This window comes from Trichococcus sp. (genome assembly GCF_055118575.1).
The window spans coordinates 44178-68719 of sequence record NZ_JBSQPW010000023.1 but is presented as its reverse complement, the minus strand read 5'-3'; the positions used below and the strand labels follow the sequence as shown (position 1 = coordinate 68719).

25 protein-coding genes, 3 tRNA genes and 3 riboswitches are annotated in these 24542 nt (G+C 48.5%); of the genes, 25 read left to right on the top strand and 3 right to left on the bottom strand.

Annotated elements, in window-relative coordinates:
• Positions 1 to 21: 21 nt before the first annotated feature.
• The 11 genes from ACTCCX_RS07975 (at position 22) to ACTCCX_RS07925 (ending at position 6366) form a co-directional block, all read left to right on the top strand.
• Positions 22 to 93, top strand: a tRNA-Gln gene (locus ACTCCX_RS07975).
• A gap of 32 nt (positions 94 to 125) precedes the next feature.
• A tRNA-Cys gene (locus tag ACTCCX_RS07970) sits at positions 126 to 196 on the top strand.
• 39 nt (positions 197 to 235) lie between these two features.
• Positions 236 to 319 (top strand) — tRNA-Leu (locus tag ACTCCX_RS07965).
• Between the two features lie 160 nt (positions 320 to 479).
• On the top strand, positions 480 to 818 hold the full coding sequence (locus tag ACTCCX_RS07960; protein ID WP_068561675.1) for a winged helix-turn-helix transcriptional regulator: 339 nt from the start codon (positions 480 to 482) through the stop codon (positions 816 to 818).
• 398 nt (positions 819 to 1216) lie between these two features.
• A complete protein-coding gene (locus ACTCCX_RS07955) occupies positions 1217 to 1507 on the top strand; it encodes a hypothetical protein (protein ID WP_463275496.1) in 291 nt (96 codons plus the stop codon).
• Positions 1508 to 1520: 13 nt separating this feature from the next.
• Positions 1521 to 2150: an ABC transporter permease gene (locus tag ACTCCX_RS07950; protein WP_463275495.1), complete on the top strand. Its 630-nt coding sequence runs from the start codon at positions 1521 to 1523 to the stop codon at positions 2148 to 2150.
• Positions 2151 to 3050 carry a glycine betaine ABC transporter substrate-binding protein gene (locus ACTCCX_RS07945; protein WP_463275494.1) on the top strand — a complete coding sequence of 300 codons (900 nt, stop codon included), beginning with the start codon at positions 2151 to 2153 and terminating at the stop codon, positions 3048 to 3050.
• Between the two features lie 17 nt (positions 3051 to 3067).
• Positions 3068 to 3841 (top strand): ABC transporter ATP-binding protein, encoded by a 774-nt coding sequence (locus ACTCCX_RS07940; RefSeq protein WP_463275493.1) that lies wholly within the window; start codon positions 3068 to 3070, stop codon positions 3839 to 3841.
• Entirely contained in the window at positions 3838 to 4461 is a 624-nt protein-coding gene (locus ACTCCX_RS07935; RefSeq protein ID WP_463275492.1) for an ABC transporter permease, read from the top strand. The genes ACTCCX_RS07940 and ACTCCX_RS07935 overlap by 4 nt, the downstream gene beginning before the upstream one ends.
• 21 nt (positions 4462 to 4482) lie before the next feature.
• Positions 4483 to 5358, top strand: coding sequence for a DUF5131 family protein (locus ACTCCX_RS07930; protein WP_463275491.1), 876 nt, complete (start codon positions 4483 to 4485; stop codon positions 5356 to 5358).
• Positions 5359 to 5382: 24 nt separating this feature from the next.
• Positions 5383 to 6366, top strand: a complete 984-nt coding sequence (locus ACTCCX_RS07925; RefSeq protein WP_463275490.1) for a zinc-binding dehydrogenase — start codon at positions 5383 to 5385, stop codon at positions 6364 to 6366.
• A 36-nt stretch (positions 6367 to 6402) separates the two neighbouring features.
• Positions 6403 to 6505: riboswitch (TPP riboswitch) on the top strand.
• A 79-nt stretch (positions 6506 to 6584) separates the two neighbouring features.
• Here ACTCCX_RS07925 and tnpB read toward each other — a convergent pair.
• Positions 6585 to 7757: an IS200/IS605 family element RNA-guided endonuclease TnpB gene (gene tnpB / locus ACTCCX_RS07920; RefSeq protein ID WP_119092749.1), complete on the bottom strand. Its 1173-nt coding sequence runs from the start codon at positions 7755 to 7757 to the stop codon at positions 6585 to 6587.
• A 246-nt stretch (positions 7758 to 8003) separates the two neighbouring features.
• Positions 8004 to 8105, top strand: a riboswitch (TPP riboswitch).
• 129 nt (positions 8106 to 8234) lie between these two features.
• Between tnpB and thiW the strand changes: the two genes are divergently transcribed.
• From thiW to ACTCCX_RS07850, 14 genes are all read left to right on the top strand, one after another.
• Entirely contained in the window at positions 8235 to 8726 is a 492-nt protein-coding gene (thiW, locus tag ACTCCX_RS07915; RefSeq protein WP_463275489.1) for an energy coupling factor transporter S component ThiW, read from the top strand.
• A gap of 218 nt (positions 8727 to 8944) precedes the next feature.
• The gene (locus ACTCCX_RS07910) at positions 8945 to 9760 is read left to right on the top strand and encodes a MurR/RpiR family transcriptional regulator (protein WP_424200892.1); all 816 of its coding nucleotides are present in this window, start codon (positions 8945 to 8947) and stop codon (positions 9758 to 9760) included.
• 70 nt (positions 9761 to 9830) lie between these two features.
• Positions 9831 to 10976 carry an N-acetylglucosamine-6-phosphate deacetylase gene (gene nagA, locus ACTCCX_RS07905; protein WP_463275488.1) on the top strand — a complete coding sequence of 382 codons (1146 nt, stop codon included), beginning with the start codon at positions 9831 to 9833 and terminating at the stop codon, positions 10974 to 10976.
• Positions 10977 to 10986: 10 nt separating this feature from the next.
• Positions 10987 to 11697 carry a glucosamine-6-phosphate deaminase gene (gene nagB, locus ACTCCX_RS07900; RefSeq protein ID WP_119092747.1) on the top strand — a complete coding sequence of 237 codons (711 nt, stop codon included), beginning with the start codon at positions 10987 to 10989 and terminating at the stop codon, positions 11695 to 11697.
• Positions 11698 to 11800: 103 nt separating this feature from the next.
• Positions 11801 to 11961: riboswitch (M-box (ykoK) riboswitch) on the top strand.
• Between the two features lie 482 nt (positions 11962 to 12443).
• Entirely contained in the window at positions 12444 to 13391 is a 948-nt protein-coding gene (gene corA, locus ACTCCX_RS07895) for a magnesium/cobalt transporter CorA (protein WP_119092746.1), read from the top strand.
• A 268-nt stretch (positions 13392 to 13659) separates the two neighbouring features.
• Positions 13660 to 14247: a dihydroxyacetone kinase subunit DhaL gene (gene dhaL, locus ACTCCX_RS07890; protein ID WP_463275487.1), complete on the top strand. Its 588-nt coding sequence runs from the start codon at positions 13660 to 13662 to the stop codon at positions 14245 to 14247.
• Positions 14240 to 14611 carry a dihydroxyacetone kinase phosphoryl donor subunit DhaM gene (gene dhaM / locus ACTCCX_RS07885; RefSeq protein WP_463275486.1) on the top strand — a complete coding sequence of 124 codons (372 nt, stop codon included), beginning with the start codon at positions 14240 to 14242 and terminating at the stop codon, positions 14609 to 14611. Before dhaL ends, dhaM begins: the two co-directional genes overlap by 8 nt.
• A gap of 363 nt (positions 14612 to 14974) precedes the next feature.
• The gene (locus ACTCCX_RS07880) at positions 14975 to 16354 is read left to right on the top strand and encodes an oxaloacetate decarboxylase subunit alpha (RefSeq protein WP_463275500.1); all 1380 of its coding nucleotides are present in this window, start codon (positions 14975 to 14977) and stop codon (positions 16352 to 16354) included.
• A gap of 18 nt (positions 16355 to 16372) precedes the next feature.
• Complete coding sequence (locus ACTCCX_RS07875; RefSeq protein ID WP_463275485.1) at positions 16373 to 16669, top strand: OadG family protein; 297 nt, start codon at positions 16373 to 16375, stop codon at positions 16667 to 16669.
• A 34-nt stretch (positions 16670 to 16703) separates the two neighbouring features.
• Positions 16704 to 17051 (top strand): biotin/lipoyl-containing protein, encoded by a 348-nt coding sequence (locus ACTCCX_RS07870; RefSeq protein WP_086989717.1) that lies wholly within the window; start codon positions 16704 to 16706, stop codon positions 17049 to 17051.
• Between the two features lie 16 nt (positions 17052 to 17067).
• Positions 17068 to 18198, top strand: a complete 1131-nt coding sequence (locus tag ACTCCX_RS07865) for a sodium ion-translocating decarboxylase subunit beta (protein WP_086989719.1) — start codon at positions 17068 to 17070, stop codon at positions 18196 to 18198.
• Positions 18199 to 18352: 154 nt separating this feature from the next.
• Entirely contained in the window at positions 18353 to 19867 is a 1515-nt protein-coding gene (locus tag ACTCCX_RS07860; protein ID WP_463275484.1) for a multicopper oxidase family protein, read from the top strand.
• A 31-nt stretch (positions 19868 to 19898) separates the two neighbouring features.
• Positions 19899 to 20582 carry a response regulator transcription factor gene (locus ACTCCX_RS07855; protein WP_463275483.1) on the top strand — a complete coding sequence of 228 codons (684 nt, stop codon included), beginning with the start codon at positions 19899 to 19901 and terminating at the stop codon, positions 20580 to 20582.
• Positions 20579 to 21979 (top strand): sensor histidine kinase, encoded by a 1401-nt coding sequence (locus ACTCCX_RS07850; RefSeq protein WP_463275482.1) that lies wholly within the window; start codon positions 20579 to 20581, stop codon positions 21977 to 21979. The genes ACTCCX_RS07855 and ACTCCX_RS07850 overlap by 4 nt, the downstream gene beginning before the upstream one ends.
• Positions 21980 to 22046: 67 nt before the next feature.
• On the opposite strand, the gene ACTCCX_RS07845 is transcribed toward ACTCCX_RS07850, so the two are convergent.
• Positions 22047 to 22244, bottom strand: a complete 198-nt coding sequence (locus tag ACTCCX_RS07845; protein WP_463275481.1) for an SHOCT domain-containing protein — start codon at positions 22242 to 22244, stop codon at positions 22047 to 22049.
• Between the two features lie 142 nt (positions 22245 to 22386).
• Complete coding sequence (locus ACTCCX_RS07840) at positions 22387 to 24519, bottom strand: copper-translocating P-type ATPase (protein WP_463275480.1); 2133 nt, start codon at positions 24517 to 24519, stop codon at positions 22387 to 22389.
• Between the last annotated feature and the right edge of the window lie 23 nt (positions 24520 to 24542).

Genomic DNA, 24542 nt, shown 5'->3' with positions numbered 1-24542 from the left:
CCCATCGGTCGCCCTCTTTATTGGGCTATCGCCAAGCGGTAAGGCAACAGACTTTGACTCTGTCATTCGTTGGTTCGAATCCAGCTAGCCCAGTTTTTTCAAACATTTTCAAATAGCAACATCTCGGCGGTATAGCCAAGTGGTAAGGCACAGGTCTGCAAAACCTCTATCACCGGTTCAAATCCGGTTACCGCCTTTCCATGAGTAAGATGGAAAATTGCATTCTTCATATCATGCCGGCGTGGCGGAATTGGCAGACGCGCTGGACTCAAAATCCAGTGCCCGCAAGGGCGTGCCGGTTCGACCCCGGCCGCCGGTATCACACAAAACAGGCTCCTGACGATGACATCATCGTTGGAAGCCTGTTTTTTTGCATAGTTACACCCGAAACTGAAAGGAATATTTGAAATTGTTTCATTTTAAGTATATAATTCGTTGTAACTTACAAAAAGAAACTTACTATCTATGAGGTGGAAAAGATGCTGACCAAAGAAGAATTGCCATTCTGCCCGGTTGCGACAACCGTCGATCTGATCGGAAATAAATGGAAACTGCTGATAATGCGCGAATTATTGACGGGAACCAAGCGTTTTAATGAAATGCACCGATTGGTTGATGGCATCAGCCAAAAAGTATTGACTGAAAATCTCCGGAAAATGGAGTCTGATGGGATTGTTAAACGGGAAGTATTTCCTGAAGTGCCACCCCGCGTGGAATATTCATTAACCGATCTTGGTGACTCCCTAAGACCGATCATCAACAGCATGAGTGATTGGGGAACGGATTATATCAAAAATAATCTCTTGGAACAAAAATAAGCCAGCATAGGAAGTAGGAAAGCGGGTTGCAAATCCGACCTTTTCTGTGATCCCATACGGGTGCCAAAAGTTGTATCATTTTCATACTCCCTTTTGAAGCGTTATAATGCTTCAAAAGGGATTTTTTTTACAATTTTTTGTTGTAGGTATCATTGTGGCTGTAGCTTACAAAAAAGTAAGTACCTGATAAAAAAGTACGTACTTTTACGGGCGCATCTTTATGGTTATAGTTAGAGTATGGGAACCCATCCATCAGCAGTCAAAAAGAGTATTATCAGGGAGGCATTAAGTAAGGAGCGCAAACACGAAGGGGCCACCATGACAGTAGTTCATGTGCGAAGAAGTTTATTCAGCGGTAATTATCGATGTGAATGTTTTGAAGGAGGCGAATGCAGGTAATGATAGATCCTATATTAATATTTGCGGCAACCTTTGATACGGACATTAAGATTGCCATTATGTACCTATTCCTTTATTACCCGACAATGAGCTGCAATGACATCGTCCGAATGACGGGTGAGAAAAAAGAAAATGTGGTCAGCAATCTGTGGCGGCTACAAATGGATACGATCGTGGTCAATCAGCTTGAAGGCGACAGACACTGCTATTATTCCTTGACGAGCAGTGGAACAGCCAGTTTGAAGGTGTTTAGTGAGATAGCAGATACTTCGGATCGTTGTTTGAAGTGAAAGGAGGTCCAAAATGCTAGTCGATGACATACTGCAGTACTTTCAAGAGAATATTAGTCAATATTTGATTTACGTTTATCAGCACCTTGGATTGAGTATCCAGGCAATCGGAATTTCTTGTCTGATCGGCATTCCGCTTGGATACATCAGTCACAAGCACCGGAAACTCAGCCAGATGATCACCTTCAGTTCCCAAGCCTTGCGGATTATTCCCAGTTTGGCGGTCCTCTTTTTGTTGATCTCCATTATTGGGGTCGGAAGGGCTCCAGCGTTGATCGCATTGGTGTTGTTGGGTATCCCGCCGATATTAGTCAACACAACGGTCGGATTCCTGGAAGTCCCCTCTGTGATGATCGAAACGGGGAAGGGTTTGGGGATGACCGATCGGGAGCTCCTGAAAAGGGTGAAGATTCCGCTGGCTTTTCCTCTTGTGATGACCGGTGTGAAGCTTGCTTTGGTGGAAATCATCTCGAGTGCGACGTTGGCTACATACATCGGAGCTGGCGGTTTGGGAACATTGATTTTTACCGGATTGGGTTTGAACAGGATGGATCTGCTTCTCATTGGAGGGGTATCGGTAGCGGTGCTTGCCTTCACGACAAGTATCTTTCTTGATTACATAATTAAAAGGAGCATCAATTAAATGAAAAGAAAAAGTATCATCAGCACGATTGCAATGTTGGCCACAACACTTATGGTCTCAGGATGTTCAAGTTTGGGTAGCGGCAGCACGGAAGATACAGCCATCCGCGTGGGTTCAAAGGACTTCACCGAAAACTTGGTTGTTTCGGAAATTTATGCGTTGGCTTTGGAAGATGCCGGCTATGAGGTTGAAAGAATTCCGAATATTGCCAGCTCGGTTGTTCACACATCGATCACCAATGATGAAATCGACCTTTATCCGGAGTATACAGGGACAGGCCTGTTGGTAGTACTGGAAATGGAGATAGAAACCGATCCGCAGAAAGTCTATGACACAATCAAAGCAGAATACGATGAGCAGTTCGATCTGACCTGGTTGGATTATGCGCAAGCCAACGACAGCGCTGGTCTGGTCATCAAAACGAGCGTAGCCGAAAAATACGGCATTGAGACCATTTCCGATCTGCAGGAAAATGCTTCAGAGCTGCGTTTTGCATCCCAAGGTGAATTCGATCTGAGGGAAGATGGCCTTCCTGGTTTGACCAAAGCATACGGAGAATTCAATTGGAAGAGTTCGACAGTCTACGACAACAGTTTGAAATATGAAGTCTTGAAAAATGATGAAGCGGATGTCGCTCCGGCCTATACGACAGAAGGACAACTGACAAATAAAGAAGAATTTACCGTCTTGGTGGATGATAAAAAATTCTGGCCGCCTTATAACTTGGCTCCAGTAATCCGAAATGAAGTGTTGGAAGTGAATCCTGACATTGCGGAAATTCTGAACAACATCAGCAGTACTTTGGATACGGAGACTATGACGAATCTGAATGCTAAAGTGGACGTCGATGGACAAGAATATGAAGCGGTCGCGAAAGAGTACTTTGATTCGATAAAATAAGGAGGCGTTGAGGCCGCATGGAGCAAACCGCGATAGAATTCAAAAATGTGACGAAGCTCTACGGGGAAGGGGGCACGAAGGCAGTCGATGATATCTCTTTTGAAATTAAGGAGGGGGAGTTCATCACTGTCCTGGGTTCTTCCGGCTCCGGCAAAACGACGACTTTAAAAATGATCAACCGGTTGATCCGTGAAGATGAAGGGAACATAACCTTCTTCGGAGAGGACATCAGCGGAATGAACGAAGTGGATCTTAGACGGAAAATCGGTTATGTCGTCCAACAAATCGGTCTGTTTCCGCACATGACCGTTGCCCAAAACATCGCGACAGTCCCGGAACTGCTGAAGTGGGACAAGAAGGAAATCCAAGCCCGCGTCAAAGAATTGCTGGAGCTTGTCCAACTGGATCCGAATGTGTTTGCCGACAGAAAGCCGAAACAATTATCCGGCGGTCAGCAACAGCGTATCGGCGTTGCGAGGGCGCTTGCCGCCAATCCGAAAGTGATGCTGCTGGATGAACCATTTGGAGCGGTCGATGCGATCACGCGCCTACAACTGCAGAATGAACTGCAAAAGATCCACAAAGAATTGGGAGACAAAACCTTTGTGCTGGTCACCCACGACATCAATGAGGCGTTCAAGCTGGGGACGAGAGTGCTGGTAATGGACAAAGGCAAGATTTGTCAATTTGATGCACCGAGGGAAATCATGCGCCATCCGAAAACGGAGTTTGTCGCAAATTTGATTGCCACCGTAAAGGAACAAGAGGCATTTTGGAGTGAGCTGAAATGATTGCATACTGGAATACTTACCATGAAAAACTGTTGCTTGCCACGATGCAGCATATCGAATTAGTGGGGACGACGCTGACGATCGCCATCCTCATCGCTAGTGGCATAATCCTGGCCTGCATGCATCAGGAACGCGTGATGAACGGCTTGATCTATCTGACCTCTTTGCTTTATTCGATCCCGAGTCTTGCTCTATTTGCCATCTTGATTCCGTTGACGGGACTGGGAAGGAACACGGCCATCATCGTATTGGTGATTTATTGCCAATATGTCCTGTTGCGCAGTTTTTCCGCAGGGATCAAGGAGATCGATCCGACAATCATCGAAGCCGCTGTAGGGATGGGCATGACGAGGAATCAAATGTTCCGGAAAATCCAACTGCCGTTGGCAATGTCATCAATCATCGCAGGGATACGGATCGCTGCGACCTCCACAATCGGCATCGCAACCATCGCCGCAACGATCAATGCGGGCGGGTTGGGAACTGTCCTTTTCGATGGCTTGCGGACATTCAGCGTCGTAAAACTGTTGTGGGGCACTGTGCTGTCGATGTTGTTGTGTCTGCTTGTCAATGTCATCCTGTACGTACTTGAGAACGCGTTGCGACGGAGATTTGCCTGATCTTTTCAAAGGAGTGATCGCTTGAGTGATATCTGGAATCCGTGGCACGGCTGCAAAAAGGTCAGCCCGGGATGCCAAAATTGTTATATGTTTCATTTGGACAGTCAACGAGGGAAAGACGGCGCGCTGATCTATAAAGTCCAGAGCAGCTTCGATCGCCCGCTGAAAAGGAACCGGCGCGGCGACTACGTCATACCTCCCGGTTCCACGATACGCGTCTGCATGACTTCTGACTTCTTTCTTGAGGAAGCGGACGAGTGGCGCGGCGAAGTCTGGAAGATGATCGAGAAGCGGTCGGATGTGCTTTTCTACTTGTTGACGAAAAGAATCGAGCGCGTGAAAGATTGCCTGCCAGAAAATTGGGGAGAGGGTTGGGAAAACGTGTGGATGAATGTCTCTGCCGAAAACCAGAAGATGGCCGACAGGCGGATCCCGCTACTCCTGGATCTGCCTTTCAAACATAGAGGTATCATGGCCGCACCGCTGATCGGCGAAATCGACTTGAAGAAGCATTTGTCTTCCGGAAAAATCGAACGCGTCATCGTTGGCGGGGAAAACTATGATGGGGCAAGGGAATGCCATTATGAATGGGTGCACAGGATGCACCAAGATTGCGTGGACCATCATGTGAACTTCGAATTCATCGAAACCGGGAATCATTTCGTGAAGAACGGACGGAAGTATGAAATTTTGGACAAAAGAAAGCAGCAGGAGCAGGCAAAGAAATCCGGATTGTTTTACGAAGGTCATGTGGTTTCGGTTCATCTGACGGAAGTTGCCCAAGGAGAATCGGTGCCGCTTTTTCAAACCGATGCCGTGACTTTGTGCGACTCCTGTGCCTACAAGAAATTTTGCGGTACGCAATCGGGGAGACCCAGCTGCATGTTATCATTATGAAAAATTAAGATAGAGGGTGGAAGAATGAAGGCAGTCGTAGTGCATGAAGCGGGTGGACCGGAAAAATTGGTGCATCAGGAAGTTCCGCTTCCGGAAATCCGGGAAGGCTGGTCGCTCGTGAAGGTCATGGGCTTCGGCATCAACCATTCGGAAATCTTCACGCGGGAGGGGAAATCCCCTTCGGTCAAATTTCCCCGCATTTTAGGGATTGAATGTGTAGGTATTGTGGAATGTTCGAGTGACGAAGAGAAATTGCCGCTCGGTCAAAAAGTGGTGTCGATTATGGGAGAAATGGGGAGAGCCTTCGACGGGAGCTATGCTGAATATGTCCTGTTGCCGAATGACCAAATCTACCCCATCCACACCGATCTGCCTTGGTCCCAACTGGCTGCCATTCCGGAAACTTACTATACGGCTTTCGGTTCCATGAAGAATCTGCGGATCCAAGCATCCGATCAGGTATTGGTTCGGGGTGCAACGAGCGGTGTCGGGGTTGCCTTTGCCAAGTTGGTCAAAGCCCAATTCCCCGATATCCGGGTTTATGGGAGCACACGAAAAGCCGAAAAGGGCGAGAGACTGAAGGAAGCCGGCTTCAGCGACTACGTCGAAGATCGCAACGGCATTTTGGAAACGGAAAAGACTTTCGACAAGATTCTGGAATTGATCGGGCCTGCGACGATCAAGGACAGCCTTTCCCATATCAAAGAAGCTGGCATCGTCTGCAGCACCGGCCAACTGGGCGGGAAATGGTTTCTGGAGGATTTCGATCCCATCATGGAATTGAAGCACAACAGCTACTTGACTACTTTCCATTCGAGTGACGTCTCCGGCGAGAAGGTGAATGAACTGCTGGAGTACATTGAAGAAAAAGGCATTGCTGTGGATCCCGAGAGAGTCTTCCCGCTCGAAGAGGTTGCCCAAGCCCATGCCTTTTTGCAGAGCCAGGACAGTTTCGGAAAAGTCATTGTGTTGGATCCGAGCGCTGCGGGAGAGAAAGCTTCAGAATAGGGTTGCGTTTCCGCGGATTATTGGTTAGAATCAAATGAGAAACACTGGGGGTGCGCTATTGCGCTGAGACCGGCATTGCCAGAACTCTTTGTACCTGATCTAGTTCATACTAGCGTAGGGAATGTGGCGTTTGACTATTCGCTTGAACTACTCCCACCTATGCTTACGCTTAGAGGTGGGAGATTCCTAAAAACTCCGACCTATCGGTCAGATTCTCGTTAGGCTAACCCCGTGGCCCCCACGGTTCTGGAAGCTAAAATACGCATGGCTTCCTGCTTCAAGTTTATGCTTGCGTTGAAATCCCGGTCGTGATGGCTCCCACATTCGGGGCAAGTCCACTTACGCACACGGAGACTCTTCACGTCTTTGTTTTGGTAGCCGCAACAGGAACATAGCTGGCTGGAAGGGAAGTTTTTTGCTACAACAACGACTTCTTTGCCATACCAATTCGCTTTATACTCCAGCATTGTGCGGAATTGCGACCAGCTGACTTCGCTGATGGCTTTCGAAAGTTTTCGGTTCTTGACCATGTTGGATACCTGCAAATCCTCAATCCCGATCACATCGTGGTTTTTGATGATGTCGGTGGAGATTTTATGCAGGTAATCGTTCCGTTTATTAGTGATATCCTCGTGTATACAGGCGATCTTGCGTTTCTGCTTCTGGTAGTTCTTCGCCTCGAACAGCTTCTTTCCGTCCTTGCGGGCTTGCTCCATGCGGCGGGACAGTATTTTCTGCTCCTTCACCAATTTCTTTTCCATTGTTCGGAAAAACTTCGGATTCTCGAAGACGGTTTTGTCCTCATCCGATAGGATGGCAAAGTCTTTCAATCCGACATCCACGCCAACGGTAGTGTTTGTTTTGGGAGTGGGGTGGGTTTCGACTTCGCACAAGATGGACACGAAATATTTTCCGGACGGATTGCGTCGAATGGTGGCGTTCAGGATACGCCCTTCGGGTTCCCGGCTCTTGGCGAATGTAACCAGCCCCAATTTAGGGAGTTTCAACTTGTTCCCGACAATCGCGATATTTCCGTTCGTATGCTTGGTCGTGTACGACTGCACCGGATTCTTTTTGCTCTTGTAGTGGGGGTAGCTGTTCTGTTTCTTGAAGAAGCGGTCGTAGCTGTCCGATAGATTCCGCAAGGAAGATTGGAGGGCGGTACTGTCGACCTCTTTCAGCCAGAGTGTCCCCTCTTCTTTTTTCAGCAACGTCAACTTGGCGGAACAAGCGTTGTAGCTCAGTCCTTTTCCTGTTTCCTTATAGATTTTGTTCCATTCGGACAGGAAGCGGTTGAACACGAAGCGGGAACAGCCGATGGTCTTGGCAATCAGGATTTGTTGTTCCTGATTGGGGTAGATCCGAAACTTGTAGGCTTTGTGGATCATCATTGCCAGTCATCTCCTTCTGTCGCCTATTATACACGAACGTTTGTTCTCAGTCGAATGGGAGGGCCTTCTTTAGTAGCAAGATTTTTCGAAAAGAATAGGCTGACGCCTACCGCCATTCATCGCCCACCTACTCATTGGGCTGTGCCCTTTTCATTCCTAGAGGTGGGAGTCTTCTGGCGGAAAATGATAAATAGACATCATAACGTTATATTTTTTGATTTTCGCATCAGATCATATAGCGTTTTTTATTTTCAGTAGGGGTGCGCTATTGCGCTGAGACCGGCATTGCCGGAACCCTTCAAACCTGATCCAGTTCGTACTGGCGGAGGGAACTGAGCTTGGTCTGGAGTCCGTACGTATATCCAAGACATCTCAGGGGAGGTGTCTTTTTATTTTCATTCAATTCAGGGAGGGGGAAACGGTTCGCATAGATCAGGCTTCAAAAGGAATGAATCAAACTGAAAAGGGGAAAACATTATGAACACAAAAAAATTAGTCACCACTGCCTTGATCATCGCCATGGGGGTAGTCAGCAACAGCATCTTTGTCATCCCGATCGGCATTGCAAAGGTAGCACCGATGCAGCATCTGCTGAACGTATTGACTGCTGTCTGGTTAGGACCCGGATATGCCGTCCTTCAGGCCTTCGGCGTTTCCGTGCTGCGCAACTTGTTGGGGACAGGGACCGTCTTTGCCTTTCCGGGCAGCATGATCGGGGCTATTTGTGCAGGTCTGTTTTATGCCAGAACGCAAAAGCTCGGTTACGCGGCACTGGGTGAATGGATTGGCACCGGAATCCTGGGGTCGTTGGCGAGCACTTTGCTGGCGCAGTTCTTTATGGGCATGGAAGCCGCATTGATGCTCTTTTTGCCGAGCTTCGCGATCAGTTCCGCCATCGGAGCGGGTATGGCTTATTTCATCATCCTGGAAATGGAAAAAAGAAGTGTGTTGGATCGCAACAGAATCTAAAACATCCGCATAAACAGCAAGCCGCTCTCGGAAGAGGGCGGCTTTTTGCTGTCCAAAAGTGTCTCCAATCGAAACACCTATGAAAATTATTTTCTTAAAATAATAATTGAAAAAAACCATTTTCATGTGTTATTCTATCAGCGAAGGGAAAGAGGCGAAGTCAAGAAATGCGGAGCGCGCTTTTGGCGGCTACGCAAAGCAAGAGGAGGCAACGAAAAATGACAATCATCGAAGAGATCCAAAACCAATATTCCGCTTTTTCCGGGAACGAGAAAAAAATCGCGGATTACATTCTGCAGAACAAAGCATCCATCAAAAATATGAACATCAAGGATTTGGCGGCGAAAGTGGATACCTCGACGTCCAGCATCACACGGTTCTGTAAACGGATCAACATCGATGGGTTTGTGGATATGAAGATTGCGCTGCGATCATTGGCGAGCTATCAGCCGTCGAAAGAAATGCCGACCGTCTATGATGATATTTATGGCTATTATACGCAAGTCATCGATGAAACCAATCAGATGATTGAGGATCGGGCAATCGAAACGGTTGTCGATTGGATCAAAAACGCAAACAAAACAGTCATCTACGGCATCGGCAGTTCCGGGTTCACGGCCGCTGAATTGGCGCAACGCTTGATCCGGATGGGTCTGAATGCCACGGGGGTTACGGATTCCCATCTGATGATCATCAACAGCTCGATCATCAAACAGGATGAATTGGTGATCGCCATCTCCAATTCAGGCGAAACGCCGGAATTGATTGCGTCACTGGAGATCGCGAAGAAGAAAAAAGCGAAAATCATCGCCCTGACGAGCTTCAAAAACAGTTCGCTGACGAAACTGGCGGACGTCACTTGCTTCGGTTACCACTCGCGTTTCGTCAACAACACGGTGTTCGTCAACACACAGTTCGGGATGATGTATCTGATCGATGTGATTTCGACCTTCCTAGTGCAGGATGAGAATTTCAAATACAACATGGATCTGACGAGAAAAAATGTGCAAGGTTATTCGAAAAAATCGGAATAGTGGGAAGTGGCAGCTGAGTCATGCAGGTGCACAGTGAAAATAAAGTTCAGGATCGAAGAGGGGAACGCAAATGAAAAAAGTGATCATCCATGCAGAAGTTTATACAGGGGAAACAGTCATCTCCGATGGGTATATCCGGTTCGGAAAAGAAATCAGCGCAGTCGGGAATATGTCGGAATACGTTCCCGAATCTGGCGAGGAAGTGATTGACGCAACCGGAATCAGGCTGGTGCCGGGCTTCATTGATGTCCACAGCCATGGCGGATATGGTGTGGATAACATGGACGGTGATGCGGAGGGCATCAACCGGATGATTGCGGCGATGCACCGGGAAGGGATCACCAGTTATTTTCCGACGACGATGACGCAATCGACAGAAAATATCGAAAAGGCTTTGGTCGGCATCCGCAAGGCCGCGGAAAAAAATCCGGTCATCCAAGGCATCCACCTCGAAGGGCCGTTCATTTCCGCAGTATTTAAGGGAGCGCAACCGGAAGAACACATCAAACTGCCGGATGCTGCTTTGATGCGCAAGTGGCAGGACTTGAGCGGCGGTTTGATCCGTTTGGTCACCTATGCGCCGGAGACGAGCGATGCGACAGCTTTCGAAAAGTATTGTCTGGACAACCAAATCGTGCTTTCGGTAGGGCATTCAAATGCTCGTCGCAGCCAATTGCAACAATCCAAGGCATCGCACATCACCCACCTCTATAATGCGCAGAGAGGGCTCCACCACCGCGAACCGGGTGTGACCGGGCACGCGTTCCTGGAAGAGGGCATCTACGCGGAAATGATCGTCGATGGTCTGCACATCGATCCGGAAATGGTGAAGATTGCCTTCAATCAGAAGGGTGTCGACCGCATCGAAGTGATTACGGACGCTATGCGCGCCAAAGGGATGGGCGACGGCATCAGCGAGTTGGGCGGGCAGAAGGTCATCGTCAAGGATGGCGAAGGCCGTCTGGAAAGCGGAAGTCTGGCGGGCAGTGTGCTGGAGTTCCAGGAGGCTTTCAGGAACATCATCGCCTTTACCGGCTGCAGCATCTCTGATGCAGTAAAAATGAGCTCCGTCAATCAGGCCCGGGAATTCGGTCTGGTTCGAAAGGGTGGAATCGTTCCAGGCAAGGATGCCGATATGGTGCTCCTATCCAGCGCATTCCAAGTACAACAGACCATCAGTTACGGCAATACAGTATTCAAAAGAAACGGAAAGTAGGGAATAGATCATGGAAATAATCATTAAAGCGACTCCGGAAGAGGCCAGCCGTTGTGCATTCGAAAAAATCAGGGAAGAAATGAGTAACGGGGCAAAAGTATTGGGGTTAGCCACCGGCAGCACGCCAGTGAGACTGTACCGGATCATGCGGGAAAGCGAGCTTGATTTCTCGGGGATGACATCGATCAATCTGGATGAATACATGGGATTGTCCGAGGACAGTCCGCACAGCTACCATCATTTTATGCATGAACAATTATTCGATGCAAAACCATTCAAGAAAAACTATCTGCTGGATGGAATGGCGGATGAAGTGGAAGAGTGCGCGCAATTCGAAGCAATCATCGCAGCGAATCCGATCGATGTGCAGATTCTTGGCATCGGCACGAACGGGCACATCGGTTTCAATGAGCCCGGCACATCCTTTGATTCCCGCACGCAGAAAGTGGCGCTGTGGCAATCCACTATCGATTCCAACAAACGTTACTTTGCGGATGAAAAAGATGTCCCGCGCTTTGCCTATTCGATGGGGATCCAATCAATCCTCTCGTCAAGACAGATCATCCTGATGGCATTCGGAAAAGAAAAAGCTGCTGCCGTCAAAGCTGCACTGGAAGGTCCTGTTACGGAAGATCTGCCGGCAAGTGTCCTGCAGACACACAAACATGTGACCGTGATACTGGATGAAGACGCTGCACAAATGCTCACGAAAAAACAGTGAGCCGGACCAACTGCATGATAGTCACTTTTCTGCTCATTAGTAGTCCGTGCAAGGTAAAAAACAGTTGACAGTTTAGTATATGCGTAGTACTTTAAAAGTAACTGAATATTTCCGGTAGGTAAGGCTACTACAGGGATACGGATTGCTGCCGCGAAATGGTGGAGACACCATGAGAAGGTTTGAACAGGCGATATCGAAACCAAGGTATCATCTAATGCAATTTCATCGCCCTGCAGAGTTAAAGCTCAAACGGTGGCGTCAGTGCAATGAAAAATTTGTGCTGTGTATTTTTATGGATATATCATCCCATACCATTGTTTGCGCTTTGGTATGGGATTTTTTATTGTGGAAATATTAAGTGTAATCGAAATAGCGAGGTGAGAAGAATGGATGCGGGAAGTAGTACGGACATAGGACCGAAAGGGCGAAGTAGAAAAGAAGACATTCGCAGACAAACTGCATCTGTTCTTCTGACTAAAAAACTGAATAGTTAACTGGCTTTGCTCTTTCAACCATGTCTTATCATCCCTAATTGTCTAATCGACAAACAAATATAGGAGGTAAAGACCGTGTTGAAAATGAGAGAACGTGTATCAAACAAAATGTCGGCCAACAAAACGGCAGAAGTAGATAAGAAGTACCTTTTCAAAAGAATTACAGAACCATCCTATTCTTTTGTGCAGACATAAATCAATAATAAGCTAGATCTTATGTTATTGAAAATACTGCTAAGAAGGTGCTACACTATGATAAAAATTATTGGAATTACGGATGAAAATAAAGTAGATACAGATATTGCTATAAATAATGCGAATTTTGCACAATACAAATGGTTTTGGGTTGACTTTAATGAACCAACGGCTGAAGAAGTGAAACATTTGACCGATACTTTTCACTTTCATCCTCTGGCTGTTGAAGACTGTGTTCAGACACTTCAGCGGCCGAAACTTGATTATTACGATGATTATACATTTTATGTTACTCACAAAATAAGTGAAACAGCAGATGAGGTCATTAAAGAAGAATTGGATTCTTTTGTTGGGGATAATTTTATCGTAACTTTCCATCTTTCCGCCTCAAAGGAAGTGGATCAAATCCGGAATAGGTTATTGTACTGTAAGAACATTGAAGAATGGGATAGTTATTATATACTCTATGAAATTTTAGACAAAATCGTAGATAATTACTTCCCGCTCATCAATAAAATTGAGGATGAGCTATTGGAAATTGAAGATGTTATACAGAACGATTCAACGGATGATGTCATCGATCATTTATTTGATATAAGACATCGGTTGTTGCTCTTCAGGCAAACAGTTAATCCGATGCGGGATTTGCTTTATCGGATGTTGAATTCCCGACATTTGGGTGGCATAAAAAGCAGAAGAGAATATTTTTCCGATATTCATGACAACTTATTGAAGGTAACGGAGTTGATCACGTCTAATCGAGAAGTTACCACCGATATGCGGGACAGTTATCTTTCGATGGTTTCGCATCAATCAAACAATTTGATGAAAACTCTCACGATCATGACTTCTATTTTTTCTCCCTTAACATTGATTTCCGGGATATATGGAATGAATTTTAAGCATATGGCGATATTGCAATGGGAATATGGGTATTATGCTGTGATGGGATTGATGCTGATTATTGGCGTATTGATGTTTCTTTGGATAAAGAGGAAAGATTAAGGTAATAATAAACGCCTATATGAAAGATATATAACCTATTTGCAGTGCAAAATAAAAAACTTTCAAATTGATGCATAGTATCAGCATCAATTTGAAAGTTTTTTTGTGGTCGATTTTTCCGAATAAGTGGGTGCAACAAGTTTTATACGCTACTTGATTTATTGATACTCGAAAGTCTCCGGATTGTCGTTTCATGTTAAAACGTTTACAATGGAGGCAAAGGTAGCATGGAAAACATGTGATCCAGGAATCCAAGGCGGTGATGGAAATGTTGACTGTCGAGACGGCCAGAACATGGTTGAGTCTGTTCATCGAAAAGTTGGAAACAAACGAGAAGTATCTGAATACTCTGGATGAATCCATCGGTGACGGTGATCACGGGGCCAATATGCTTCGTGGCGCCAACGACCTGAAGGCAAAATTAGCGGAAGGGCTTCAGGCAGGATTATCAGATCTGTTCAAAATGGCGGGGATGTCTTTCATCCAGAAAACGGGAGGGGCAGCCGGACTCCTGTATGGCCAAGCCTTCCTGCAAATGTCGCAGGCTATGCAAGTGGGTAACGATTTGCTGGACAGTCTGACAAGCGGAATTGAAGGGATTCAAAAAGTCGGTCAAACGGAACTGAAGGACAAGACATTGGTGGACGTTTGGATTCCGGTCATGGAAGACATCCGGAATAAGCGCTTAACGTTGGAAAAAATCAATGAATATGTCATAAGCACGAAGGATTTTCAGGCGAAAAAGGGACGCGCGGCCTATGTGTCAGAACAACTGAATGGCCATATCGATCCGGGAGCTGCCTCCTGCGGGTATTTCTTCGAGGCTATGCTGGAAGCGGGGGTGTACGATGAGTGAACAGTACGGCATCTTATTGGTTTCGCATGTTGCGGAGCTCGCTGACGGGCTGGCCCGTTTGCTGAAACAGGTAGCGAAGGACGTTACCGTGAAAGCAGTCGGCGGAGTGGAAGACGGCATCGGCACGAGTTTTGATAAAGTCATGGCGGCGCTCAATGAAATGGGTGAACCAGAAATATTGGCCTTTTATGATTTGGGCAGCGCCAAAATGAATCTTGAGTTGGTAAGTGAAATGACCGAAAAAAAGCTGATTATTTGCGATGCGGCGTTTGTGGAGGGAGCCTATCTGACTGCAGCTTTGCTGCAGGCGGATACTCCCTATGAAAAAATCCGTGAACAGTTGCAGGAATTGTATGTAAAATAAAACACTGAGCAAAATTGGGATGACAAAATGCTCTTCAGAAAAAGACTGCCAAGATGCGGTTTTTTTTTTCGCTTTTTCATCAATATTGAAGGTAGATTGTTTCTATATTCTTTCTCTTATTTTTTATCTACAGATTGAATTATTGGTCAATTTAGTGTAAGCTAATATTATGGAAAACGCTTACAAAGTCGTATCTTTCAACAGAGTTTTTGCAGCAACAGGAGCGAAGTATATAATTAATAAAATCACAAAAAGATTTTTTCAAAGCTAGTTCCAAAGAAAAGAATGGATGTGATCGGATTGGAAAAAGGAAAGAAAGTGCTTTTTACTGAGACCGTTCTGCGCGATGCGCATCAAAGCTTGATGGCGACACGCATGTCTACGGCCGACATGCTCCCTATCGTGGAGAAAATGGATGAAGCCGGGTATTACGCGCTCGAGTGCTGGGGCGGCGCCACCTATGATGCTGCGATTCGCTTTTTGCATGAAGATCCGTGGGAAAGACTGCGGCAAATCCGCAAGCGTGCTCCGCATGCAAAGCTGCAGATGCTGCTTAGGGGACAGAACTTGATTGGGTACCGCCACTATGCGGATGATATCGTGGATCGTTTTGTCGGAAAAGCTGTCGAGAACGGTATCGATATTTTTCGAATTTTTGATGCCTTGAATGACACGAGAAACTTGAAGGCATCACTTGAAGCCGTCAAAAAATACGGCGCCCATGCGCAACTGACGATTTGTTACACCATCAGCGATGTCCACACGATCCCATTTTACACCGACTTGGCAAAGGAATTGACTGAAATGGGTGCGGACTCGATCTGCATCAAGGATATGGCTGGTATATTGACGCCGAAAGTAGCCAAAGAGTTGATTCCGGCCATCAAAGCCGTTATCGATGTGCCGCTGAATATCCACACGCATGCCACCAGCGGCGTTTCACAGATGACCTACATGGCTGCCATCGAAGCGGGTGCGGACATCATTGACTGTGCCATTTCGCCTTTTGCGGAAGGAACAAGTCAACCGCCTACCGAATCGATGGCGCTTGTGTTGGAGGAACTGGGTTACAGTACAGGATTGGACATCGCCAAATTGGAAGAAATTGCTGATTATTTCAAACCGATCCGCGATAAGTACATCGCTTCGGGCGTGCTCGATCCGAAAATGCTGTCGGTCGATCCCAAAGCCCTCATCTATCAGGTGCCGGGTGGGATGCTGTCGAACTTGAACTCGCAACTCAAACAGGCCAAGGCCAGTGATAAGTACGAGGCAGTGCTGCGGGAAGTGCCCCGTGTCAGATCGGACTTAGGCTTTCCGCCGTTGGTCACTCCAATGAGCCAAATGGTCGGGACGCAGGCCGTTTTCAATGTCTTGACGGGAGAACGCTACAAGATGGTCCCGAATGAAGTGAAGGATTACCTGCACGGAAAATACGGGAAAACGCCGGTACCGGTGGATGACGCGTTCAGACGCAGCATTATCGGGGATGATGCCGTCATCACGGATCGCCCGGCAGACCATCTGGAGTCGGAGTTCGAAAGATTGAAGGCGGAGCTGGGTGACCTGGCGCGCACGGACGAGGACGTATTGACTTATGCATTGTTCCCTCAGGTCGGTAAAGCTTATTTGCAAGAAGTCTACTATCCAACCATTCCGAAAGAACAAGAAGAAATAAAAACGCCATCTCCAGGTGAGACGACGGAAACAGTGATTCGGATCCAAGCCCGCTATCGCAGTTAAGAGGAAGAGGTGAAGGAAATGGAAACATTCAATTTAAGTGATGGTCTGATTGTCACGGTAGTTGCGATGATCGTCGTGTTTTCCGTATTGGCAAGTCTTTGGTTCTTGGTTGAGCTGGTCCATAAGCTGGTCGGGGAACCTGCCGTGGCGGTTTCGGAACCGATTCGCCAGAAGGATGATTCACAGTCCGGTCTGCTGGATCCGGGCGTGGATGAACAACGAGCCAAAGCAGCGGCGATAATGGCTTTGGTAGCCGCCTATGAGGCACATCCGGCCAAAAAATTTGAAATCATCGATGTAACGCGTATTAAATAAATTCCATCTGCTGATTGTAAAGGGAGGATTTTTTATGAAGAAGTACGAAATCGAAATTGACGGACAAGTTTATCATGTCAAGGTGAGGGAGTTGCCGGATGATGCAGTCATGACGGAGCAACCCAAGGCCGACAGCGGCAAAAGCACTGCTGATGTCGCCCCCCAAACGGAAGGGAAAGCAATGTTGGCGCCGATGGCCGGAACCGTATTGCGCATCCTCGTCAAAGAGGGGCAACGAGTCAAAAAAGGGGAAAATCTCATCGTCCTCGAAGCCATGAAGATGGAAAATGAAATCGTTGCGGATGAAGATGGCGTCGTCAGACGTATTTTGGTGAAAGAGAATGACAGTGTCGAATCCGATCAAGCATTGCTGATTCTCTAGAAGGGGAGGGATTCCTATGGTACAAGCTTTGACTGATCTGATCCGGATGTCCGGATTGGTTCATCTTACGTATAAAGAAATCATTATGATCATCATCGCCTGCATTTTCCTTTATCTGGCCATCAAGAAGGGCTATGAACCATACTTGCTGATTCCGATTGCGTTCGGCATCCTGTTGGTGAATCTTCCGTTGGCCGGATTGATGACGCCGCCCGCCGACAGCGAATCCGGAGGGTTGCTTTATTATCTCTATCAGGGAACCAATCTGGGCATCTATCCACCATTGATTTTTCTTTGCCTAGGTGCATCCACCGATTTTGGGCCACTCATCGCCAATCCGAAGACGCTGTTGTTGGGCGGGGCTGCACAGTTCGGTATCTTCGCGGCATTTTTTGGAGCTTTGGCATTGGGGATGACGCCTGAAGAAGCGGCCTCCATCGGCATCATCGGTGGCGCTGATGGTCCGACTGCCATCTATTTAACGACGAAATTAGCCAGTCATCTTTTGTCGGTCATCGCCTTGGCGGCCTATTCCTATATGGCATTGGTTCCGATCATCCAGCCGCCGATCATGCGCTTGTTGACTACCCAGAAAGAACGGCAGACCGTCATGAAGCAGATGCGCGTAGTATCCAAAAATGAGCGCATTCTGTTTCCGATCGTGACCACGATCTTTGTCAGTCTGGTTGTCCCATCGGCGACTGCGCTTGTGGGTATGCTGATGTTGGGCAATCTGATCCGCGAGAGCGGGCAGGTTCCGAAGCTGACGGAAACTTTGCAGAATGCCATGATGTACACCATCACCATCATTCTGGGTGTAACCGTCGGAGCAAAGGCGAACGGAGAGTTGTTCTTATCGATGACAACCATAAAAATCATCGTTCTTGGCCTTTTTGCTTTCTCGATTGGGACCGCTGCCGGCGTCCTGATGGGAAAATTGATGTACAAACTGACGAACGGAAAAGTGAATCCTTTGATCGGTGCCGCCGGTGTATCGGCCGTTCCGATGGCTGCACGGGTCGTTCAGAAGGAAGGCATCAAGTACAATCCTTCCAATTACTTGCTGATGCATGCGATGGGTCCGAATGTGGCAGGGGTCATCGGATCGGCTGTAGCGGCCGGTGTCCTGCTGGCTTTCTTCGGCTGAGTGCGGACTATTAATCTCATCTCCTTCTGATTTCATGTCAGAGGGGGATTTTTTTATTGAATCAAGGCCGTCCGATTGCTAAATCCATCTGTTCTACACATGGAGGATGTATAATGAAGGCAACAAAAGAGTCAGAAATGGAGGGTGAATTATAATGAGTAGAAGAACATCACTGATTGTCGCTTTGGTTGCTTCGCTCGCACTGTTGCTGTTTGTTTCAGCCAATCTTTTTTCGACGTTCTTCAATAGCGGGAACAGCCGGACATCTGTTACAACTATTGATACAGATTCGAGAAACACAGGGGATTTCAGCGGGATGGGGAATATGATGGGTACGGACCGGGCTACCGTCCTGGATGAAAGCGGGCAGGAAATGACAGCACTGCGGTTGCCGGAACTGGCGGAGCCGGATTCCGAATCCGCTAGTGAAATCACCTATACGGTCACAGCACAGGCGGGAGAGACCGCCTTTTTGGAAGGGGAAGCGACGCAAACGCTCGGCTACAACGGGTCCTATCTTGGCCCGGTTTTGGTCGTGCGCGAAGGCCAAGAGGTGCACATCAAGACCGAAAACCAGCTGTCAGAAGCCACCTCTTTCCATTGGCACGGATTGAAGCTGCCTTCTGACATGGATGGCGGGCCGCACCATCCGGTAGGAGCGAACGAAAAGATGCAAGTGGATTTCACGGTCAACCAGGAGGCGGCGACATTGTGGTTCCACCCGCATGCCTTGGGGACGACTGCTGAACAAGTCTATGCCGGTCTGGCCGGATTGATCTTTGTCGAGGACGACAATTCCGACCAGCTTGACTTGCCGAAGGACTATGGAGTGAATGACTTCCCTTTGATTATCCAGGACCGGAGCTTCGATGCGGACAACCAATTCGATTACGCAGGCGCTTATGATCCCGATGGCACTTATGGTGACACGTTATTGGTGAATGGGACCATCAATCCCTTTGTGGAAGTCAAAAATGAACAGATCCGTCTGCGTTTGGTGAATGGTTCGAATGCCCGCAATTACACGTTCGGATTGGAAAATGGCGCGGAGTTCCACCAGATTGCCAGCGACGGCGGGTTCCTTGAGCAGCCCGTTGCGTTGACATCCGTGACCTTGACACCGGGAGAACGGGCGGAAATCATCGTGGACCTGAGCGGATACGCTGAAGGAGACACCGTGAAACTGATGGACGGGGACGTAACCGTCCTTTCCCTGAATGTCACGGAGGAGACGGAAGTACAGACCACGCTTCCGGAAACTTTGAATGAAATTCCTGAATTGACGACAGAGGGAGCGGCTGTCCAACAGTTCACGCTAAGCGGCATGTCCTTCATGGTCAACATCAACGGCAATCAGTTCGACATGGATCGGATCGACGTCGAACAGAGCCTGAATGAAACAGTCATCTGGGAAGTCCGCAATGCGCAGGATATGATGGGCAGCATGGTTCATCCTTTCCATATCCATGGCGTCCAATTCCAGGTTCTCTCGCGTGATGGGGCGGAGCCGCCGCAGAACGAGCAAGGCTGGAAGGACACTATCGCCGTTTATCCCGGCGAAACGGTCCGGCTGGCGGTGACTTTTTCTGAGAAGGGAGTCTTCATGTATCATTGCCACATTTTGGAGCATGAGGATAATGGCATGATGGGTCAGGTCAGTGTACAATAAAATCTGGGAAATATGATGGAGGTGGATGCCGATGAAGGTTTTGATCGTCGATGATGAACCAAATATTTTGGATATCGTGGAGGCCTATCTGGCCGCCAAAAAATATCAGGTATACCGTGCCGAGTCCGGAGCGGAGGCGTTGGAGAAATTTCATGCTTTCCATCCGGATCTGATCGTGTTGGATCTGATGCTGCCGGATATGACAGGCGGAGATGTCTGCGCCAAAATCCGCGAAGAATCCAACGTGCCCATCATCATGCTGACGGCAAGGTCATCCGAAAAGGATATCCTGAGCGGTTTGCGGATCGGTGCGGATGATTACATGGTCAAACCATTCAGCCCCAAGGAACTGGTGGCGCGGGTCGAGACAGTTCTGAGGCGCGCTGCACCAGCCGATGCCGAGGAGAAATGGAGCTTCGATGGCAGCGAATTGGTCATTCTCCCAAAAACGAAGCAGGTTTTCGCGCGGCAGCAGGAAGTCGCATTGACGGCTACCGAATATGAACTGTTGACTTTGTTGGCCAAGAACCCGAGCCGGCTCTTCACGAGGGAAGAATTGCTGGAGAGCGTAAAAGGGCTGGACTTCGAAGGATTGGACAGAGTCATCGATACGCATATCAAGAACATCCGGCAAAAGATAGAGCCGGAACCGAAACAGCCTATCTATATATTGACTGTCCGGGGTAGCGGCTACCGGTTTGGTGGAAAACGATGAGGAGGACGATCAGTTGGCAGCTGATTTTTTCCTTCCTGCTCTTTTCGATCGTCATCATCGGGCTATTCGGATGGTTCAGCGTACGTTTATTGGACAGCCACTTCTCGGAATATGTCAGCGAACGGCGCACGGAAGAAATAACCGGTTTTACTGATGAAATCGAGGCGGTCTATGCACAAGAAGGCGGTTGGGACGAGGATGCCATAGCGGTCATCGGCAGGCAGGCATTGCAGGCCGACATCATCCTGAAAGTTTATGATAACCAAGGAGCGCTGATCTGGACCCCCACTGCGATGGAGGAACAGGACAACCGCCAGATGATGTCCAACCATATGTCGCAGATGAACGAGATGATGGGCGGGACAGAGAGCGAATATACAGTGACCACTGTTGAGCTCAGTGATGGTACCCGGACAATCGGCAGCTTGGCAATCGGAACGATGGGGACGTACTTCTATACGGAACATGATGTCTCATTCATGAGCGACATCCGCAACAACCTGCTGATCGTGGCGCTGCTGGCTTTCGCCTTATCGCTTTTCTTCGCGGTCTGGATCGCCAGAAAGTTGAGCGTGCCGGTCTTTGCGGTGAGCCGTTTCACAGGAGAAATCGCTAAAGGGAACTACACGGAGCAGGCACCGAAGGAAACCAACATCGTCGAAATCGATGCGCTGATCCGTTCGGTGGACAGCCTTTCCCGTCAACTGGACAGCCAACAAGAAATCCGGAACCGCCTTTCTTCCGACATCGCCCATGAAATCCGGACCCCGCTTACGACATTGAAGGGCAATCTGGAAGCGATGCTGGACGGCATCTGGGAGCCGAGCAACGAGCGGTTGAAGATCTGTTATGATGAGGTGAACCGGATTTCACGCCTGATCGGGAACATCGACAAAATCAACGAAATGGAAAGCCATCACGAAAAATTGGAATTCAGCCGTTTTGACCTGCAGGCTTTGAGCAAAAAAGTCGCGACGAACTTTACGGCTGCAGCCGCCAAAAAGAACATCATCTTGGCGGTAACCGGGGAGCCGCTGATGATAACGGCGGATCAGGACAAAATCAGTCAAGTGCTGACGAACCTTTTGGCCAATGCGATCAAGTTCACTCCGAAGCAAGGGAATATCCATATCGAAACTCATCTGGAGGGTAACCGGGCGGTACTGAAAGTGTCCGATAACGGCATCGGCATCGATCCGGAAGATCAGGAGAAAATTTTTGAGCGTTTCTATATGACGGAGCCGTCGCGCAACAGCAAATCCGGTGGGCAAGGACTCGGTTTGGCCATCGTCAAAAGCATCATCAAGAAGCACAACGGGACCGTGCGGGTTGTCAGCGAAATCGGCAAGGGAGCCGCGTTCACGGTTACACTTCCATTGGAACACATCAGAACATGAACGAAAAAGACCCGGATACCAATCATTTGCGATTGGTATCCAGGCCTTTTTTGTTTTTTTTTCAGGATCACAGAAGTTTCTTCTTGCGATCGAACTCTTCCTCGGTAATGTTCCCTTTAGCCAGTTCTTTTTTCAGGATATCCAAAGCGGACTCGTCCGTTGAAGAAACTTTGCCTGATCTATCGTTCAAAAGCCTGGTTGCCAAGTAAATGACGAGTATGATCAAAGCAATCCAGAAAATCCCCATAAACATCATGCCGCCCATGCCAAAACCTCCAAAATATTGTAAGCATCTGCCAAACATGCAAAGGCCTCCTTTTTTTCTCTTATGCAATCATTGTACAGTCATAGTGTGTAGATTGGATGTAGTTTTTTTGTCGGTTGAGGTGATTAATTGAAGTAGATGCTCAGTCTATCTTCAACAGTCGGGCATTGACCGCGCAGATGATGGTGCTGATCGACATGACGGCTGCCCCGATGGCAGGTGTGATAAGCAATCCCTGATTAGCCAACACGCCTGCAGCCAGCGGGATGGCGATCACGTTATAGCCGACAGCCCAAATCAGATTCTCGACCATCTTGCGGTAAGTGGCTTTCGAAAGGGCAATAATCGTCAACACGTCTTTCGGATTGCTGTCCACCAGAATGACGTCGGCTGTTTCGATGGCGACATCCGTTCCGGCGCCGATGGCAATACCAAGATCAGCTTCCGCCAGAGCGGGCGCATCATTGACGCCATCCCCGACCATCGCGACTTTTTTGTTTCCGGATTTCAGTGCGGCGATGTGTTTCGATTTCTCGGCAGGCAGCACCTCCGCAAATACTTGATCCAGCCCTAACTGATCGCCCACGTATTGCGCTGCGCGGCTATTGTCGCCAGTCAGCATGATAGCTTCGATGCCTTGCTCTTTCAAGGCAGCCACGACTTCTTGCGATGACGAACGGATGATATCAGCGTTGGCGATCATCCCCTGCAGGCTCCCTTCCTTCAGGACGAAGACAACGGTTTTTCCTTGCTGGGCCAAACTGGCGAATGTCTCCTTGTCGTATGCAATGCCGCGCTCGTCCATGGTGCCGGGGCTGACGACAGCGACCTGCATGCCGTCCACAGTGACCTGCAGACCTTGGCCGGTAAGGTTTTGATAATCGGTTGCCGGCAAAAGGGTGACGACTTCTGCTTCTCCTTTGCGGACGATTCCTTTTGCGATCGGGTGTTCAGATTGGCTTTCGGCAGAATAGGCCAGCGTCAGTAATTCCTTCTCGGAGACCCCGGCAGCGGGAAGGATGTCGGTTACTCCGAAGTTGCCTTCCGTCAGGGTCCCGGTCTTGTCGAAGACGATCCGATCCACTTTGCGCGCCTCTTCGAATTGCGTCCGGTTGCGGATCAGCAAGCCGTTTCGAGCTGCGATTGAAGTGGACACCGCATTCACCAAAGGGACAGCCAGTCCGAGTGCATGGGGACAAGCGATGACGAGTACCGTCACCATCCGCTCCAAAGCGAAGGCCAAGTTCGCTGCAAAAATCCAATAAAGGAAAGTCAGGAGTCCGGCTGTGACGGCGATATAGAAAAGCCAACCGGCCGCTTTGTCGGCCAATCCCTGCGACTTGGATTTTTGTTGCTGGGCCGCCTGGACCATATTGATCACTTGGGCCAAGTAGGTTTCATTCCCGACTTTTTCCACGGTCAGCTTGAGGACGCCTGACCCGTTGATGGAGCCGCCGATGGCCTGCATGCCCGGATTTTTTTCGACAGGCACAGATTCGCCCGTCAGCATCGATTCATCAACCGTTGAGAGGCCTTCGTAGATTTTTCCGTCCAAAGGGATCTTTTCACCGGGCTTGACGAGAATGCGCTCACCCGGAACAAGGGCTTCGATCGACACTTCTTCAATATTGCCGGCCGCATCCAAACGATGGGCAACTTTAGGCATCAGTTTGATGAGTTCTTCCAGCGCTTTGGATGCCCCCATCTGGGATTTCATCTCGATCCAGTGACCCAGCAACATGATCAGGATCAAGGTTGCCAGTTCGAAATAAAAGTCCGATCCTTCTATGAAGAAGGCCGTGAAGCTGCTGTAGATATAGGCCGAAACGATCGCCAAGGAAATCAGCATCATCATACCGAGCGACCGGTTCTTCCATTCCTCCCAAGCGCCCTCCAGAAACGGTTTGCCGCCGTAGAAGAAAATGACGGTGGATAACCCAAAGACGACAAAATTTGCTCCCGGAAATTCGAAATGGTAACCGAAGAGCATCATGATCATGGGGGATAGCACGGTGACGGGAATGGTCAGCAGCAAGACGATCCAAAAACGTTTCCGGTAATCGGCCACCATCTGCTCGTGGTGGTCGGCATGCCCAGTCGAACCGTGTGCCATGTGCTTTTCATGTTGTTCGTGACCATCGGAAGCAGTCTGTTTCGGTTCGGGTGGGGGCATATGATGACCGGAATGGTCGTGCCCGGCGTGCGGATCGCTGGTCTTTGGGGCTTCCAGAGTGTGGTCTGTGTGCGCGTGCTGCGTATGTTTGTGTTCATCCATCTGAGTATTCCTCCTTGCTTCAA

What these genes read in the sequence shown, in the direction of transcription:
- ACTCCX_RS07960 (WP_068561675.1), top strand. Translation starts at nt 480, where the DNA reads ATGCTGACCAAAGAAGAATTGCCATTCTGCCCGGTTGCGACAACCGTC.
- ACTCCX_RS07955 (WP_463275496.1), top strand. Translation starts at nt 1,217, where the DNA reads ATGATAGATCCTATATTAATATTTGCGGCAACCTTTGATACGGACATT.
- ACTCCX_RS07950 (WP_463275495.1), top strand. Translation starts at nt 1,521, where the DNA reads ATGCTAGTCGATGACATACTGCAGTACTTTCAAGAGAATATTAGTCAA.
- ACTCCX_RS07945 (WP_463275494.1), top strand. Translation starts at nt 2,151, where the DNA reads ATGAAAAGAAAAAGTATCATCAGCACGATTGCAATGTTGGCCACAACA.
- ACTCCX_RS07940 (WP_463275493.1), top strand. Translation starts at nt 3,068, where the DNA reads ATGGAGCAAACCGCGATAGAATTCAAAAATGTGACGAAGCTCTACGGG.
- ACTCCX_RS07935 (WP_463275492.1), top strand. Translation starts at nt 3,838, where the DNA reads ATGATTGCATACTGGAATACTTACCATGAAAAACTGTTGCTTGCCACG.
- ACTCCX_RS07925 (WP_463275490.1), top strand. Translation starts at nt 5,383, where the DNA reads ATGAAGGCAGTCGTAGTGCATGAAGCGGGTGGACCGGAAAAATTGGTG.
- tnpB (WP_119092749.1), bottom strand. Translation starts at nt 7,757, where the DNA reads ATGATGATCCACAAAGCCTACAAGTTTCGGATCTACCCCAATCAGGAA.
- thiW (WP_463275489.1), top strand. Translation starts at nt 8,235, where the DNA reads ATGAACACAAAAAAATTAGTCACCACTGCCTTGATCATCGCCATGGGG.
- ACTCCX_RS07910 (WP_424200892.1), top strand. Translation starts at nt 8,945, where the DNA reads ATGACAATCATCGAAGAGATCCAAAACCAATATTCCGCTTTTTCCGGG.
- nagA (WP_463275488.1), top strand. Translation starts at nt 9,831, where the DNA reads ATGAAAAAAGTGATCATCCATGCAGAAGTTTATACAGGGGAAACAGTC.
- nagB (WP_119092747.1), top strand. Translation starts at nt 10,987, where the DNA reads ATGGAAATAATCATTAAAGCGACTCCGGAAGAGGCCAGCCGTTGTGCA.
- corA (WP_119092746.1), top strand. Translation starts at nt 12,444, where the DNA reads ATGATAAAAATTATTGGAATTACGGATGAAAATAAAGTAGATACAGAT.
- dhaL (WP_463275487.1), top strand. Translation starts at nt 13,660, where the DNA reads ATGTTGACTGTCGAGACGGCCAGAACATGGTTGAGTCTGTTCATCGAA.
- dhaM (WP_463275486.1), top strand. Translation starts at nt 14,240, where the DNA reads ATGAGTGAACAGTACGGCATCTTATTGGTTTCGCATGTTGCGGAGCTC.
- ACTCCX_RS07880 (WP_463275500.1), top strand. Translation starts at nt 14,975, where the DNA reads ATGGCGACACGCATGTCTACGGCCGACATGCTCCCTATCGTGGAGAAA.
- ACTCCX_RS07875 (WP_463275485.1), top strand. Translation starts at nt 16,373, where the DNA reads ATGGAAACATTCAATTTAAGTGATGGTCTGATTGTCACGGTAGTTGCG.
- ACTCCX_RS07870 (WP_086989717.1), top strand. Translation starts at nt 16,704, where the DNA reads ATGAAGAAGTACGAAATCGAAATTGACGGACAAGTTTATCATGTCAAG.
- ACTCCX_RS07865 (WP_086989719.1), top strand. Translation starts at nt 17,068, where the DNA reads ATGGTACAAGCTTTGACTGATCTGATCCGGATGTCCGGATTGGTTCAT.
- ACTCCX_RS07860 (WP_463275484.1), top strand. Translation starts at nt 18,353, where the DNA reads ATGAGTAGAAGAACATCACTGATTGTCGCTTTGGTTGCTTCGCTCGCA.
- ACTCCX_RS07855 (WP_463275483.1), top strand. Translation starts at nt 19,899, where the DNA reads ATGAAGGTTTTGATCGTCGATGATGAACCAAATATTTTGGATATCGTG.
- ACTCCX_RS07850 (WP_463275482.1), top strand. Translation starts at nt 20,579, where the DNA reads ATGAGGAGGACGATCAGTTGGCAGCTGATTTTTTCCTTCCTGCTCTTT.
- ACTCCX_RS07845 (WP_463275481.1), bottom strand. Translation starts at nt 22,244, where the DNA reads ATGGGCGGCATGATGTTTATGGGGATTTTCTGGATTGCTTTGATCATA.
- ACTCCX_RS07840 (WP_463275480.1), bottom strand. Translation starts at nt 24,519, where the DNA reads ATGGATGAACACAAACATACGCAGCACGCGCACACAGACCACACTCTG.